Below are 15784 nucleotides of genomic sequence, written 5' to 3' on the forward strand. Positions count from 1 at the left end.
GCAAGATCAACTTCTTCGTCGGAAACTAAAATGGTGAATTCGAAAGAGGTGGAAATTACTTCGTTGATGATGATTCCTTCCCAGGCAAGTCGCTGGAAAATAAAGTAATACACACCGGGCGTCGACACGTTGTCTTTCGGCAGCTTTACGGTAATCGACGCTAGATTCTCGAATTTGTGAAGCAGCTTTTCGCCTACAAAATGCTTATCTACCAGCTGGCTGACCGATTCGCTGATCACAATATTGGTTTCGGAAACCCCGCGCGACGAGGTGTAAAAAATATCGGTGTAATTTTTTATATCCGCTATTAAATCGGCCTGTTTGTTCAAAATCGTATCGGAAACCGCAAACGTATAATCGACCAACGAAGAGCGCACAGTAATTTCTCCAATGTTTTTGAGCACTTTTACGATCTTGTGATTCATTCGGAAATCGAGATCTTCCGACAAGCGCTTGAGTGCCATCACAATTGCGCCTTGTTTCACGTCTTTTCCTAATTCTTGCTGTAAATCGGGCAACATATTGCGTGAAAGCGAGGTTAGGTTGATGATTCCTTGCGCGAGTGCGTTTAGCAAAAAGGGCTTTGTTTTTATGTAATTTTCTACAACGGCCGCAATAGTTTTCATAACAGAGTTGCTTTTAGTAAGAACCGCGCTCTATACCTAAATAATGTAACGCCAATTTACATTTTGTGGAATTTCATCCAAACTAAAACGCCGTTCTTGTATATCTGACAATTTGTTTCAAATATAACAACTAGAAATGATAAAATGCGTCGGGTAGGTGTTTGATGTCGAAAGATTCGCCATTTTTAACAATAGCAATGATATCAAAACGGAAATCTACCTCATCGTCTAAATCTTCCGCGAAAGCATTTACCGCTTGGAGGAGGTTGTTAATTTTCTTTGATTTTACCGTTTCTTCGGGCAGTCCGAAATCAACACTACTGCGGGTTCGCACTTCAACAGCACACACAACATTGCCTATTCGTGCAATGATATCGATCTCTGATTTTTGGTACACGTAATTGCGTTCCAGAATTTTGTAACCCTGTTCTTCCAAATAGGTCACGGCCATTTCTTCGCCTTTTTTTCCTAAGTCGTTATGCTGCGCCACTAGTCGAAAAGTAAAACTGTTTTGTCCTTGGTAACGGTGAGTTTTGCATGCGTGCCCAGCACTAATGCGCGATTATCGGGAATATGACCCGCGGGAAAATCGAAAACCACGGGAATGTTCAGGCCTTCTAAATGTTCGGCAACAATTTGGTTGGCGTTTTTGCCCCACGGAATTTCGTTGTCTTTCATTTTTGTCATGCCGCCCACTACCACGCCTTTTAGCTTACTGAGGCAGCCGCAGCGCTTGAGGTTCATGAGCATTCGATCGATGTGGTACAGGTATTCGTCGAGGTCTTCGAGAAAAAGAATTTTATCATCGCAATGCACCTGACTGTCGCTGCCCAGCAAACTGTAGAGAATAGAGAGATTTCCGCCAACAAATTCGCCTTCTGCGGCTCCGAGTTGGCTTTCGGAATCGGTTGGTATTTCGTACTGCAACGGTTGTCCGAACAAACATTTTCGCAGCGATTCGACGGCCGCCGGACTTGCGGTAGCCACATTTAGAGGCATTAATCCGTGTATGCTTGCAAATCCCAAATTATTGAGATGGTTATGCAACACAGTAACGTCGGAAAAACCAATTAGCCATTTGGGATTTTTTTTAAAGGCCGTGAAATCAATTTTATCGATAATCCGCACAGTGCCATAACCGCCGCGAACACACCAAACAGCTTTGATATTTGGGTTGTCGAATTGCTCTTGTAAATCGGCTGCCCGCTGTTGGTCGGTTCCAGCTAACTGATTGTATTCTAAACCAATAGAACTTCCGATTTTGACTTTCAACCCCCAGCTTTCCAGCAGCTTAATAGCGGGCTTAAGATTATCGGTGATGTTTTTTCGCGCGGTAGCAACTATCGCTACGGTATCACCTGGATTAAGTTTCGGCGGCAGTATTTTTTTCCCCTGGTTTTGGGCGTTCGTGGCAGACATCATAAATAAAAATATAAGAATCGATAAGCGCATGTATTTACGCGTTAAGAGAGTCCTGACGGATAATTTTTCCGTTTCCTGTTTCTTTAAAAATAGGTTTAAAGATTATTTCCTTGGGTTTTTCATATTTGTCTAGCTTTTTGAAGGTGTCCTCGGAAAGTTCGTACGGTTCTCCTTCTACAACTAAAACCAAACGTTGCCCCAACTCGTTGTCGGGCAACCCAGCTACAAAGAAGCGGCGGTTGATTTTAGGCGCTAACTTTTCTTCGATTAATTCCGGAGAAAGTTTAATGCCGCCTGAATTGATGACGTTGTCGATACGTCCTAACCACGTAAATGTGTGTGGCGTATGCACTTGCACCAGATCGTTTGAAACAATTTTCTCGTTTGAAATATCGGGTGCCGAGATTACGAGACAACCGCGCTCATCGGCGGAAACTTCGATATTTGACATGGTCTGAAAAACGGCGTCGCCAACAGGTTTAGCTGCGATATGCGATACGGTTTCTGTCATTCCAAACGTTTCAAAACAGGCCGTTCCGGAGGCAATTAAATCGGCCTCAAGTTGTGCACTAATTTTGGCTCCACCAACAATTAATTTCTTGATCCATTTTAAGTCGGCAATCGAGTTTTGCGCTTGCAACGGCACCATTGCTGAAAAGGCGTATTGGGTATCGCAGTTTTTCAATGGCTTTGCGCTTGGTGCCACAAAATCGATGTCGAGTCCGAGCACAAATCCGCGTACAAACATCATTTTTCCTGCCACATATTTTGCTGGTAAGCAGTGAAGTACTTTATCGCCTTCCATCAAATCAAAAAAAGCACCTGTTGCCAATGCCGAATTAACCATAGCTTGCTTTTTAACGCGAATACGTTTTGGCAAACCTGTACTTCCGGAAGTATCCATTTCAATATAATCGCGATCGTCGAACCAATCGAGCAGAAAGTTCCCAACGGGTTTTTCAAAATCGGCTCCTTCCTTAATAAAACTGTAGGCTACGCGGCATAAATCATCTTTTCCTAAATGAAAACCATTGAGTTTAAATTTATGATGTACGTCGGTGTAATTGATTGTATGTGTTTCCATTATATTTCGTTTTGAGGAATTGGTCCGGTAAGTTTTTCTCGCCAACCTTTCCATTTGTATTTTTTAGCAAAGATGAATGTCAAGATAGGGAAAATAATGACAAGTGGGACAAAAATTTCGAATCCGGCAGACGGTTCAGAAAAATCTTTAAAGATCGAGTGAGTTTGAAAGGCTGTCCAGTCGGCAGTTACGAGTAATGCGGTACACAAATTATTAGCTGCGTGAAAACCGAGTGCGAGTTCGGTTCCTTCATCCATTAATGTTATCAATCCTAAAAACAAACCGGTTCCGATGTAATAAAACATGATTACAGGTCCGATTTTATCGACTTCTGGATTGAAAAAATGCAATCCGCCGAAGATTACCGAGGTGAAAATCCACGGCAACCAACGATTCTTAAACAGTGTCGCAAAGCCCTGCATCAGATAGCCTCTAAAAAGAAGCTCTTCTAAAGTTGTTTGAATAGGAATCATGGGCACTGCAATTAGGAACAAGATGATAAAAGGCAGCAATTCGAATTGCAAAACATAGTGTTCTGGATCTGAAAGCGCGTATGCTACTGTGGTTATGATCGAAAAAATGCTCCAGATTCCAAAGGCAAAATAAATTCGGGAGTAATCGATTTTAGGCCGGCCGGTAACAATTGTTTCAAAAGCTAATCGGTGCACGTAACGAACCGCGAAATAGAGTCCGCCCAAACCTGCTAAAAAAGACAGCAACAGTAGGAACAGCAATAAGTTGGAGTCCAATACTGTATAGAGTACGTCTTCCGAAAGTTCGCCCAATTTGCCGTCTTTAGCCGACTGAATTAATACGGCAATCGTTAAAGGGATTTGGCCTATTACACTAGCTACAATTACCAAGACGGATCCCAACAAGTATTTAAGAAATTCGGATGCTGGTTTATTGGAGACGGAAAAAAAGTTGCTCATTTGTTTTCTTTTTGCGCTAAGTTACAACAGCGGCTTAACATATCGAAGCGTGCCGCTTACTTCATTTAACAAAGCTTTGGCAAAAGTGCCTTAAACCATTGGACTACCTTTGCGGTCAAATTGCCTGAAAAATAAGCTATGAGAAAGATATATTCCGGAATGTTCTACACATTAATTCTAATTTTCAGCACGTTAAGTGCCTATTCCCAAAACTCTGGAAAAACCGTAAAATTATCGGGGCGTGTTTTCGATGGAGGAACTAAAGCACCGATGGAGTACACGACGATTACGCTCAAAAACACAACAACCAATGCTGTTTCGGGTGGAATTACAGACGCTAAAGGTGCCTTTAATATTGTTGTTGCTGTGGGTACTTACGACATTACTATTGAATTCATCTCCTACAAACCCGTCGAAATCAAAGGAAAAGCCCTGACGGAAAACACCAACTTAGGCAATTTCTCTCTAGTCGAAGATGCAACTGTGTTGGAAACCGTCGAACTGCGTACAGAAAAAACTACCGTTGAAATTAAGCTCGATAAAAAAGTTTACAACGTGGGACAGGATTTGCTTGTGAAAGGCGGTACTGTTAGCGACGTTTTAGACAATATACCATCTGTAGCTGTTGACACCGATGGAACCATCACTTTACGTGGAAATGAAAATGTACGTGTGCTTATCGATGGGCGTCCATCAAATGCGATTAACATTTCTGAAGCGCTGCGCCAAATTCCTGCCGATGCAATCGATAAAGTGGAGGTAGTTACGAACCCGTCGGCACGCTACGACAGCGAAGGCGGCGGCGGTTTGTTGAATATCATTCTCAAAAAAGGAAAAAACCTCGGAATCAACGGTTCGATTATTGCTTCTGGCGGCACACCAACCAACTATGGTTTAACTGCAAATGTGAACTATAAAACGAAACTCTTTAATCTATTTGGAACAACGGGTTACAACTATCGCAAAAATCCAGGCAACGGCTTAAACAACAGCGAATATTTGAATGAAGTCGGCACAACCCGAAATTTTATCGATGAAAAAAGAAACAACGAACGTATCAGCGATAGTTATAACACCAACTTTGGTTTCGACTTACTTCTCGACGAAAATACCACCTGGACACACCAAATGAATTACCGCAGCAGCGAAGGAAGCAACGATGAAACTGTTTTGTTTAACAACTTCGACGCCAACCGTGAAAACCCTTTCGTAACGCGTCGAAACAATGAACAAGACAACGCCAGTTCAAGCATTGAATACGCCTCGAACTTTGTACATAATTTCAAAAGAAAAGGCCACAAACTCACGGCAGACTTGTCGTTTTCAACCAGTAGAGATAACGACGAGTCTGTTATCGAAAATAACAATACAGCGGTATTGCAAGAACTTACGTTCAACGATCAAAATCAAAAGCGTAACATCATTCAAATTGATTATGTAATGCCATTTGGAAAGAACCAACAATTCGAAGCTGGATATAAGGGCGACACAAATATTCTGGGAACAGACTTCGTAGTTGGCGGACTCGATGAAAACGGAAATTTCTCCCAATACCAACAGTTTTCTAACAACTTGGAATACAAAGAACGAGTTAACGCGGTTTACACACAGTACGGAAATAAATTTGGTAAATGGTCGGCGTTGGTTGGTTTACGTTGGGAAGATTCCAACATTGACGTTAATTTACTCACAACCAACAACTTCAACAACAAGCGCTACAACAACTTTTTCCCTTCTGCCTTTTTAACTTACGAAATAACGCCTGAGACCAATGTATCGTTGAGTTACAGCCGTCGTATTAACCGTCCGCGTGGCCGACAATTAAACCCGTTTAGCAACTATTCTTCGAACATCAATATTTTTCAAGGAAATCCAGATCTTGATCCGGCAATGACCGATGCATTGGATTTCGGATTTTTGAAAAGATGGCGAAAATTAACGCTAAACGGATCGATGTACATCAATAGAACGACAGATTCGTTTCAGTTTGTGCGAAAAGAAAGTGGCGATTTCGTAACCACTATCGTCGACGGAGCCGATACTGTAGATGCCAACGGGAATCCAGTTATCGTTGGTGGTGAAGACATTCAAGTACCTGTAATTTTAACCACGCCCATTAACCTCGCCACCGAATACCGTTTCGGATTTGAATTTACTTTAAACTACAATCCATTTAAATGGTGGCGTTTGAATTCAAACTTCAATTTATTCCGAAATGAAACGCAAGGCGATTTCACATACACCAATACACAAGGTGAAGAGGTATCACAGAATTTCGACAATATTGCCTTCGGGTGGTTTTCTAGAATCAATTCTAAAGTTAATCTGCCTTACGGAATCGATTGGCAAACGAACGGTACTTATAACGCACCTCAACGCAATGCACAAGGTAGATCACTTGGTGTTTTTAGCGCGAATCTTGCGTTTAGTAAAGATATTTTAAAAGATAAAGGAACCTTAGCGCTGAATGTTCAAGACGTTTTTAACAGTCGTAAGCGAATTAATGAAACCAATTTGCCCCAGTTAAACTCGTACTCCGAACAACAATGGCGTGTACGAACCATTACTATGTCGTTTACTTACCGATTTAATAAGAGTAAAACAGATAAAGATCGTCCGACGAGACGCGACGACGACGGTGGGGATTTTCCTGGATAATGGAAAAACGGTTTAGAAAAAGGTCGGTAAAGCATTAGTTTTGCCGACTTTTTTTCTGAAGTCTGTAAACTTCAAATTCCAAGCCTTTCCACCTCCAATTGCAATTTTCCAATCGCTTTCTTTTACATTTGTTACCCGAAAGTATCGTCCATGAAAATAACTATCGTTGCCGGAGCTCGTCCCAATTTTATGAAAATTGCGCCGCTTATTCGGCAGATAAAAAATCGGCAGAAACAAGAGTCCGATGTACATTTCCGATTGGTGCACACCGGACAGCATTACGACGCCGCATTAAGCGACGTTTTTTTCGAGCAACTTCAGATACCAAAACCTAACGTTAATTTCAATGTGGGCAGCGGTACTCAAGCAGAGCAAACGGCTGCCATTTTAACTGCTTTTGAAAAAGAGCTTGTCGAAAATCCTTGCGATTTAGTGCTTGTTGTTGGCGATGTAACCTCAACGATGGCCTGTGCTATTACGGCGAAGAAAATGGGTGTGAAAGTAGCCCATGTTGAAGCGGGAATTCGTTCGGGAGATTGGACCATGCCTGAGGAAATTAATCGTAAAGTAACCGATTGTTTAACCGATTTACACTTTACAACCTCTGTTTCAGCATCAGAAAATTTGTTGCGAGAAGGAGTTAATCCGCAGCAAATTCACTTTGTTGGAAATGTAATGATTGATTCGCTGCTGCATTCGAAACCAAATTTTAAAGCACCTGATTGGTTTGCGGAAGCTAATTTAGAATCCGGGAAATATATCTTACTGACCTTGCATCGGCCATCCAATGTCGACAATGGTGATCAATTGGTGCAAACACTAAGAACAATAGAGCAAATTGCTGGCGAGCGCGTTGTTTTATTTCCGATTCATCCGCGAACGAAACACGTTTTAGGATCGAAGATCAACGAATTTAAACGCATTTATTTCACCAGCCCACAGCCGTATTTAGAATTTATGTGGTTGGTGCAAAACAGCAGTTGTGTTATAACCGATAGTGGCGGCTTATCTGAAGAAACTACAGTGCTTGGGATAAAGTGCTTTACCCTACGAAACAGCACCGAAAGGCCCGAAACAATTGAGATAGGTACCAATACCTTGGTAGGAACCGATTTAAATGTCCTTTCAAAAGCATACACTTCCTTCCTTGAAAATGGATTAGGAACACACGGCATTCCCGAGCTGTGGGATGGTCGAGCCGCCGAGCGTATTTTGGAGATAATTATGCGCGAAAATGCCTGAAATACTGATCATTACCAACTATTTTCCGCCAGAAACCGGAGCAGCAGCCAACCGAATCATGCAACTTGCGCAATTGCTTCAAAAAAACGGAAGACAAGTAACCGTGTTTTGTCCGCTTCCCAATTATCCTACGGGCAAGCTGTATCCCGGCTATAAAAACAAACTAAACACACGAGAATCGGTTCAGGGAATTTCGGTAGTGCGTTTTTTTATATGGCCATCGGCGTCGAAAAATCCGCTCGTGCGACTGTTTTCAACTGCTTCTTTATTGTTGTTACTGTCGTTTAAATTACTGTTTTCGCGCTTGCCTAACGATGTTGTGGTACAATCGCCGCCCTTGTTATTATCGTTTGTGTGTTGTGCGATTTTGCGCTTACGCAGAAGAAAAATCATACTCAATGTCTCCGACTTGTGGCCTTTAGCCGCAGTTGAATTACAAGTTATACCACCCAAAGGCATCGGCTACCGTGCAGCCTGCTACTTTGAACGAAAAATATACGGTTGGGCTCAGGTTATTTTGGGTCAATCGGAGGAAATTTTAACGCACATTAAGTCCTTTAAATCTAAAGCGACATTAGAACTTTACCGGAATTTTCCGGAATTTTCTCATGAAGCAACGCCTGTTGTGGATAATGCCGAAAAAGTGCAGATTTTCTACGCCGGACTTTTGGGTGTAGCTCAAGGAATTTATCGTTTATTAACCGAGATTTCCTTTGATGCGAACAAGGTAGAAATCCATGTATTTGGAGCAGGTGCCGAACAAGATTTAATAAGTAGACATTTGAGTCAAAAACCGAATTGCGGCATCTACTTTCATGGGAATTTAAGTCGCTCTGAATTGCAGGCTCGTATAGAAAAAATGGATTTTGCTCTGGTGCCGTTAGTAAGTCGCATTTACGGTTCGGTTCCGTCTAAAATATTCGAATACAGCAAAATGGGATTTCCACTGATTTATATGGGTGGTGGCGAAGGCAGCGATATCGTTCGGAACTTCAAGTTGGGTTACGACGTTGAAACGGGTGATTATAAGAGTCTTTCCGAGCTAATCTCACAAGTAGCCCAATTAGATTCAGCGGAACGACTCACATTAAAATCTGAGGTTTATCACACAGCTAATAGAAGTTTTAACGCGGCAGAACAATTTCAGAACTTGGCTGTTTTTAAAAACTAGAAAAGCTTGATAATTGAAGACTTAATACGCCTTTTCGTCGCCGCGAACAGCGTTCACCACCGTCATTACAATAATTTTAATGTCGAGCAGCAACGACCAGTTTTCCAAGTAAAAAATGTCGTATTTGACGCGATAAATAATGTCTTTCTCATTTTCAACTTCGCCACGAAAACCGTTGGTTTGAGCTAAGCCGGTAATACCTGGTTTAATGAAATGCCGTACCATAAATTTGTCGATCTTTCGCGCATACATTTCGGTGTGCGAAACCATGTGTGGGCGTGGTCCAACAACCGACATATCGCCTAAGAGCACATTAAAAAATTGTGGCAATTCGTCGATGCTCGACTTTCGAAGGAATTTACCAATTCGGGTTATCCGTGGGTCGTTCTTAGTAACTTGTTCTAAATCGGCTATTTCATTTAGCGTCATCGAACGAAATTTAAAACAATTAAACTCTTTGTAATCTAAGCCATTGCGCCTTTGTTTAAAGAAAACAGGGCCTTTGGATTCGAGTTTAATGATCAATGCTAAAAGAGGTGTGAGCCAAGAAAGGAAACCGATAATGATTACAATACTAAAAAGAATATCGAATATGCGTTTTGCTGTTCGATTGATCGGATCGTCGAGCGGAATGTCGCGCAGAGATATAATAGGAATGTAGCCGTAATAATCGAGTTTGGTGTTATTTCCTAAGATGTTGCGCTCGTCTGGAAGAAACTTCAAAATTTTGAGATTATTATCGGCAAAATCAATAAAAGTTTCTACCTGAGTAGGCGACAAATCTACCAGCGCACAATAAATTTCATCGATTTTGTTTGTTTGAACAAAGCTTAAACACTCATCGATTTGCTGCTTTTTGTCGGTTTCTAGATTAAAAACTCGAATTAAATCGTATCCATAATCTGGATTTTCATTGAAAAACTCGGCTAAAGCCTTTACATTTTTAGCTTGCCCAACTAAAACCACGTTTCTAAAATTTCCTCCGTAAATAGCTCTATATCTACGTAGTGAATAATAGATTAACAACTTGACGGTTGCTACGATACAACCTGAAGAAAGCGTGTAAATTAATACTTCTTTGGCAGGAACTTCTTTAGAATAAATTCCCGCAAAAGCGAAACAAACGAGCGTAAAAAGGAAAAGTTGTCTTGCAAGCTTATTTAGAATAGCAACTACTTTCGTAAATCGGTAAACCTCGTAAAAATCAATGTTCAGTGCAATGATTACCCAACTTAGCGAAATAAAAATCGAAAAATAAATGCTTGCAAATTCACTTCCCAACATACAAATGGAAAATAAATTAATCACAACCAAGTCGAGCACATACGTGGCCGGCCGAATGTAAACAGAATATCTTCCTGTTTTTGCGCGCATTCTAGTGGTTATATTTTGAGAAGTCTTTGTGGTCTTGTTTTTCTAAGTCGGCCTTCGACAAGCTTTTGAAGTAATCATAAGTTAGTTTCATCCCTTCTTCGCGGCTTACTTTTGGCTCCCAACCCAATAGCTCTTTTGCTCGAGTTATATCCGGTTGCCGTTGCAAGGGGTCGTTTTCTGGAAGTGGTTGAAAAACGATTTTCTGTTCGGTTCCTGTAAGCTTGATAATTTCTTTCGCGAAGTCAAGAATGGTGATTTCGTCTGGATTTCCAATATTAACAGGTAAAGAATAATCGGAGTGCAATAATCTAAATATGCCTTCCACTTGGTCGTCAACATAACAAAACGAGCGGGTTTGTAGTCCGTCTCCAAAAATGGTGAGATCTTCACCGCGCAGTGCCTGACCAATAAAAGCTGGAATTACTCGACCGTCGTTGAGACGCATCCGGGGTCCGTAGGTATTAAAAATACGAACAATTCGGGTTTCCAAACCGTGAAAACGATGATAAGCCATGGTTATGGACTCTTGGAAACGCTTCGCTTCGTCATAAACGCCTCTCGGACCAATGGTGTTTACATTTCCGTAGTAATCTTCGGTTTGTGGATGTACGAGCGGATCGCCATATACCTCTGAAGTTGAGGCGATTAAAATTCGTGCGTTCTTAACTCGAGCTAATCCGAGTAAATTATGTGTTCCCAACGAACCAACCTTGAGGGTCTGAATTGGTATTTTTAAGTAATCTATCGGGCTGGCTGGCGAAGCAAAATGGAGTATGTAATCCAAATCACCCGGCACAAAAACAAATTTACTTACATCGTGGTGATGAAATTCAAAGTTTGGATGCTGAAAAAGGTGTTCAATATTTCGAAGGTCTCCAGTAATAAGGTTATCCATGCCAATAACATAATAACCTTCGGCAATAAAACGATCAGCTAAATGCGAACCTAAAAAGCCCGCCGCTCCCGTGATTAAAATTCTTTTCATTTATTTTTCTTCAATATTCGTTTTGCTGGCGGGCAATGCGGTATTGAATAAACAGTAGAGTACTGTAAAGAAAATCAGCCCGCGTTGTCTGCAAAAAAACGATTCGGTCAAAAATAAGACTATAATAGACAACGCGAAAACGATATGTAAGAAATCTGCCCTTTTTATTGCATTTCTCATGTTTAAGAAGAGCATCGCTAATAGCAAAAGGAATCCGAACACTCCCAATTCTGCGAAAGTTTGTACGTACTGGTTGTGGAAATTAAATTCGGCATAACCATTATAGAGGCCGTGCTCATTTGCTTTTGCTACTATTTTACTTTGAGAAGCTTCTAAGCCATAGCCTTTAAAAAAGATGGCATCTTCTTGTAGCATTTCACCAAAAATACGGGTTTGATAAATGCGTAATGCGGTTCCTGGAAAAAAGTGGTTCTGCTCAAACTTATCCATGTTCCACGCTTGATGAAGCGATATGTTGTACACCTTTCCTTGTCCGTTTCCAATTGTTGTGTTCAACGTATTATCTACAAATGCCGTTTCATACTCCAGTAAGAAGCGTTCGCGGATATTCTTTACAAAAACTAATGAAAAGGCTAGGAATAACAAAAGAGAAATTAATGTCAAATACCGAACACTTTTAGGAACCTTTGAAAAGAACGAATAAAAAACAACAACTAAAACGGCGTCAATAAAAATGACGCTTTTAGAAGATAAAAGCAAGACAAATACGGCTAGTATAGCTAATGCTACTTTCTCGATGGTTTGCTTCTGCGGAAGCGAGATAAAGTAAAATAATGCAAATGATGCAAAAACCGACATGTAAATGGCATTGCGTTCAATAGTGACTAGGTTGTGATAAAAAAATGCCGAATTATCTCCTGTACTTAAGAACGTTACTAAAGCAACTCCAATAAAAAAGCTGGCATAAGCCGCAAAGCCAAACGAGTAGAACCTAAAAACACCCTGAAGTTGTTGTGAACTGTACGCCGGTAAACATGAAAATGCAAAAGGTATGATAAGAAAAACTAGGTCTTTTCGCAGACCGTTTAAAGTAGCGCCGTAATCTATAGACCATGCCGCAGAGACCGTCATGAGCAGATAAAACAAAATTGGCAGTGCCAAGGATAGCGTTAATTTAAAATTTGTACGTGTAAACGACAATAAACAAAGTACCGCTAGCAAAATTGTTGCTATGCTGCTGTAGGCAAATTTTAAAGGAATACTTGTTAAAACAACGGCTGCTAAAAACAGTTGCGCACCTGCGTCAGTTCTTAGGTTGCTGATTTTCAGCCAGGCGAGTTGTAAATAATTGTAGATAAGCGTCATTAATCTTTTCCCACGAAAAATTGGTTGCAATTGCGCCAAAATTTTCAGAAACGAAGCGCAAGTTATCACTTTTTTGTTTGTGAGAAACTAAATCTGCTACTTCTTCCGCGGTGGAAAAATAATCGGCATTTTCTTTTAAAATTGCTCGATTAAAAATGTTGTTGTGGGCAACAATATATGCCTGAGAAGCCATGGCTTCGAGTAGGGATGGGTTTGTGCCGCCAACAGAATGTCCGTGAAAGTAGATGTTTGAAAAATAGCGTAAATTATTAAGTTTCTCCAAGTCGTAAACGGAACCAACGAATACAATATTGTGTGTGTTGCCAAATTTATGTTTGAGATAATTGCCAAAAGCAGTTTGATGGTTGCCGATGACCAACATCTTTCGTGTTTGCTTTGCTAGGGCAACGCCATCGAGAATGGTCTCTACGTTATTTTCGGGCTCCAGCCGCGCGATGAGCAAGTCGTATTGGTGTGGGACTACTTCGAAACTTTGAATCTGAGCCGCATCGGGTTGATCGAATTGAAAGGCTCCGTAAGGAATGTATGTTGAATCGACTCCGAAGCGCTGTTGCAAGTGCTGCTGAATTCCAATCGAATCGGCCACAAGAACATCGCTGCTTTTCACCGCCAATTTCTCGCTAAAGCGAAGTAACTTCTGAACGGGTCTTGAAAATTTGGATCGTTTCCACTCCAAACCGTCCATATTAGTAACGATTAGCGCTTTCCGCGGAAGCAGAAACGACCAGATAGAACTCGATGTGTAACCTAATTGAAGTACGACATCGAATTTACGTTTACGAATGTCTAAAATGCAGTTCAAATCGTAAATGTATTGACCGGCTGTACCCATTTTATACTCAGGATCGTAACATTTTACAATTTGAACACCTTTATAGGATTGTTCTGTGTATGGATGATTGTGCGAATTGTAAACAACCACCTCGTGGCCCTTCTGTACCGCATACACGCTGAAAAATTCAGCAAATTGCTCGAAACCACCGTAATGATTCGGAATTCCTCGAGTTCCTAAAACTGCAATCTTCATGAGTGGTCGGTATTTTTGAGTATACTTCGATACGCCTTGAGCGTTTGCGCAGCCGTTTCTTCCCAAACGTACTTTTCGAGTATCTGTTTGCGAAATGCTTCATCAACCGGAGCTGCATATGCCTTGTCGATTGCTTTACGGATACTTGTTATGTTATCGGGTTCGCAATAAAACGCGTAGTCTCCGAAATAATCGTAGGTATCGCCTTTCTTGGTTGCAACGATATTACAACCCGATGCCGCCGCTTCCAAGGAAGACAAGCCAGGCGTTTCCATCCAGCTTACCAATGCGTGTACTTTAGCAACTCGGTAAAGGTGACGTAAATCCGATTGTGGCATCGGTTCTAAAAAAACAACATTTGCGCCTGCTTCTGCACGTACTTGATCGACGTACTTACTCTGATTCGCAGATGCCTTTCCAACCAAAACCAAAGTGTAAGGCGCGTCTTTTACTGCACGAACGAGTTGTAAAGTCGATTTACGTCCTTCGATTCTAGCGGCACAAACTATACAATCTTTATATTGAGCAAACTTCTCGTTTGGCTCGGTATCTGTGGAGAACAAGGACTTGTCTACTGCATTCGGTACGGGGAAATAATGCGGATTCTTTAAATTAAAATCGGCAATTACCCGCTGCATCTCGGAATCAGAATTGGGCAAAAATACGTCGGTTTCCGAAACCAATTGTTTCATTAAGCCATAGTATCCTTTGTAAAGCATCTGATAAACGCCCTTATGCATGCGTTTCTCGACCCAATGACGTATAAATGTTTTTACGTATCCTATTTGATATGGGCTCAATATATTAGCCACAACTTGAAATGCACCTCCGCGAGCCTTGCGCTCAAACTCCGTGTACAAACCGTAAATGGTTGACAATGCAACTGGCTTTCCGTGCTTTTTTGCATGTGCCGCTTGTATAGCGGATTCTTGAGGTTCCATCAGATTGAAAACGTGAACCAAATCATACGTTTGCAAATCGGGTTCCAACTCGATACTAATGGTTACTTCAACGCCGAGCTTCTCAAGGAATTCTTTGGTTTTCTGCATCTGAATGAGATCGCCACCTGGAGCAGAAAACAAATTGGTTCGAGAAAGAAATAATACGCGCATCGGCCGTTTTTTAGCGCGACAAATATAGTTTTTTTAGTAGTTTCGCTCCACGCGAAAGTGCGTGTATTTGCTCATGAAAAAAGTACTGTTTTTATTTGGCACGCGCCCGGAAGCCATAAAAATGGCGCCTTTGATTGAACGCTTTTCGACAGACTCCCGATTTGAAGTAAAAGTTGCTGTTACGGCTCAGCATCGCGAAATGCTCGATCAGGTGCTTTCGTTTTTTGAAATTGCCGTTGATTACGACTTAAACGTTATGAAGCCGAATCAAACGCTGCATCAACTCACTGCCGATTTGATTTCGCGCATTACCAACGAAATCTTGTTGAAAGAACCCTTCGATTATGTTTTTGTTCAAGGCGATACAACCACTGTTTTAGCATCAGCACTAGCTGCATTCTACCAAAAAATTAAGGTAGTTCACATAGAAGCCGGATTGCGAAGCGGCGACATGCACTCCCCGTTTCCCGAAGAAATGAATCGGGTTTTAACTTCGCGCATCGCCGATTTTCACTTTTGTCCGACCGAAACATCTAAAGACAATTTAATTCGTGAAAACATCCATAATAACGTTTTTGTAGTTGGCAACACGGTTATCGACGCGCTTTTAACTGGACTTCAGAAAATAGACCCAAATAGCGAAGCAAAATTACTTGCGCGTTTTTCAGATATTGATTTCGAGAAAAAAATAATTTTGGTTACCTGCCACCGTCGTGAGAACTTCGGACAGCCCTTTAAAGAAATTTGCGAAGCGCTACTTGAAATTGCCGCTGCCCGATCAAACGAAGTTGAAATTGTTTACCC

At 41.3% G+C, this 15784-nt stretch carries 14 protein-coding genes; 4 read left to right on the forward strand and 10 right to left on the reverse strand.

The annotated features are described in order from the left end of the window. The 5 genes from ACOVQQ_RS04205 to ACOVQQ_RS04225 all read right to left on the reverse strand — a co-directional run. The coding region (locus ACOVQQ_RS04205) for an aspartate kinase (RefSeq protein WP_421817083.1) at window positions 1-626 on the reverse strand (626 nt) is incomplete at its 3' end. Window positions 627-756: 130 nt separating this feature from the next. Next, a complete protein-coding gene (locus ACOVQQ_RS04210) occupies window positions 757-1116 on the reverse strand; it encodes a YraN family protein (protein ID WP_421817084.1) in 360 nt (119 codons plus the stop codon). Beyond that, window positions 1116-2048 carry a S66 peptidase family protein gene (locus tag ACOVQQ_RS04215; RefSeq protein ID WP_421817085.1) on the reverse strand — a complete coding sequence of 311 codons (933 nt, stop codon included), beginning with the start codon at window positions 2046-2048 and terminating at the stop codon, window positions 1116-1118. The genes ACOVQQ_RS04210 and ACOVQQ_RS04215 overlap by 1 nt, the downstream gene beginning before the upstream one ends. Before the next feature lie 34 nt (window positions 2049-2082). After that, a complete protein-coding gene (locus ACOVQQ_RS04220) occupies window positions 2083-3132 on the reverse strand; it encodes an AMP-binding protein (RefSeq protein ID WP_421817086.1) in 1050 nt (349 codons plus the stop codon). Further along, complete coding sequence (locus ACOVQQ_RS04225) at window positions 3132-4064, reverse strand: CPBP family intramembrane glutamic endopeptidase (RefSeq protein WP_421817087.1); 933 nt, start codon at window positions 4062-4064, stop codon at window positions 3132-3134. The genes ACOVQQ_RS04220 and ACOVQQ_RS04225 overlap by 1 nt, the downstream gene beginning before the upstream one ends. Before the next feature lie 138 nt (window positions 4065-4202). Between ACOVQQ_RS04225 and ACOVQQ_RS04230 the strand changes: the two genes are divergently transcribed. From ACOVQQ_RS04230 to ACOVQQ_RS04240, 3 genes are all read left to right on the forward strand, one after another. Then, complete coding sequence (locus ACOVQQ_RS04230; protein ID WP_421817088.1) at window positions 4203-6722, forward strand: TonB-dependent receptor domain-containing protein; 2520 nt, start codon at window positions 4203-4205, stop codon at window positions 6720-6722. A 150-nt stretch (window positions 6723-6872) separates the two neighbouring features. Next, the gene (gene wecB / locus ACOVQQ_RS04235; protein WP_421817089.1) at window positions 6873-7964 is read left to right on the forward strand and encodes a non-hydrolyzing UDP-N-acetylglucosamine 2-epimerase; all 1092 of its coding nucleotides are present in this window, start codon (window positions 6873-6875) and stop codon (window positions 7962-7964) included. Beyond that, window positions 7957-9135: a glycosyltransferase family 4 protein gene (locus ACOVQQ_RS04240; RefSeq protein WP_421817090.1), complete on the forward strand. Its 1179-nt coding sequence runs from the start codon at window positions 7957-7959 to the stop codon at window positions 9133-9135. Before wecB (ACOVQQ_RS04235) ends, ACOVQQ_RS04240 begins: the two co-directional genes overlap by 8 nt. Before the next feature lie 21 nt (window positions 9136-9156). Here the strand turns inward: ACOVQQ_RS04240 and ACOVQQ_RS04245 are convergent, their stop codons facing one another. From ACOVQQ_RS04245 to ACOVQQ_RS04265, 5 genes are read right to left on the reverse strand one after another with little or no spacing between them, the layout of a single operon-like run. Beyond that, complete coding sequence (locus tag ACOVQQ_RS04245; RefSeq protein WP_421817091.1) at window positions 9157-10509, reverse strand: undecaprenyl-phosphate glucose phosphotransferase; 1353 nt, start codon at window positions 10507-10509, stop codon at window positions 9157-9159. 1 nt (window position 10510) lies between these two features. Beyond that, complete coding sequence (locus ACOVQQ_RS04250; RefSeq protein WP_421817092.1) at window positions 10511-11494, reverse strand: UDP-glucuronic acid decarboxylase family protein; 984 nt, start codon at window positions 11492-11494, stop codon at window positions 10511-10513. Further along, the gene (locus ACOVQQ_RS04255) at window positions 11495-12820 is read right to left on the reverse strand and encodes an O-antigen ligase family protein (RefSeq protein WP_421817093.1); all 1326 of its coding nucleotides are present in this window, start codon (window positions 12818-12820) and stop codon (window positions 11495-11497) included. Then, window positions 12759-13868, reverse strand: coding sequence for a DUF1972 domain-containing protein (locus tag ACOVQQ_RS04260; protein WP_421817094.1), 1110 nt, complete (start codon window positions 13866-13868; stop codon window positions 12759-12761). Before ACOVQQ_RS04260 ends, ACOVQQ_RS04255 begins: the two co-directional genes overlap by 62 nt. Continuing rightward, window positions 13865-14980: a glycosyltransferase family 4 protein gene (locus tag ACOVQQ_RS04265; protein ID WP_421817095.1), complete on the reverse strand. Its 1116-nt coding sequence runs from the start codon at window positions 14978-14980 to the stop codon at window positions 13865-13867. Before ACOVQQ_RS04265 ends, ACOVQQ_RS04260 begins: the two co-directional genes overlap by 4 nt. A 73-nt stretch (window positions 14981-15053) precedes the next feature. Here ACOVQQ_RS04265 and wecB (ACOVQQ_RS04270) point away from each other — a divergent pair. Beyond that, window positions 15054-15784: non-hydrolyzing UDP-N-acetylglucosamine 2-epimerase (gene wecB, locus ACOVQQ_RS04270; RefSeq protein ID WP_421817096.1), on the forward strand; the 731-nt coding region annotated here is incomplete at its 3' end.

This window comes from Flavobacterium sp. (assembly GCF_049240005.1).
In the GTDB taxonomy this organism is placed as follows: domain Bacteria; phylum Bacteroidota; class Bacteroidia; order Flavobacteriales; family Flavobacteriaceae; genus Flavobacterium.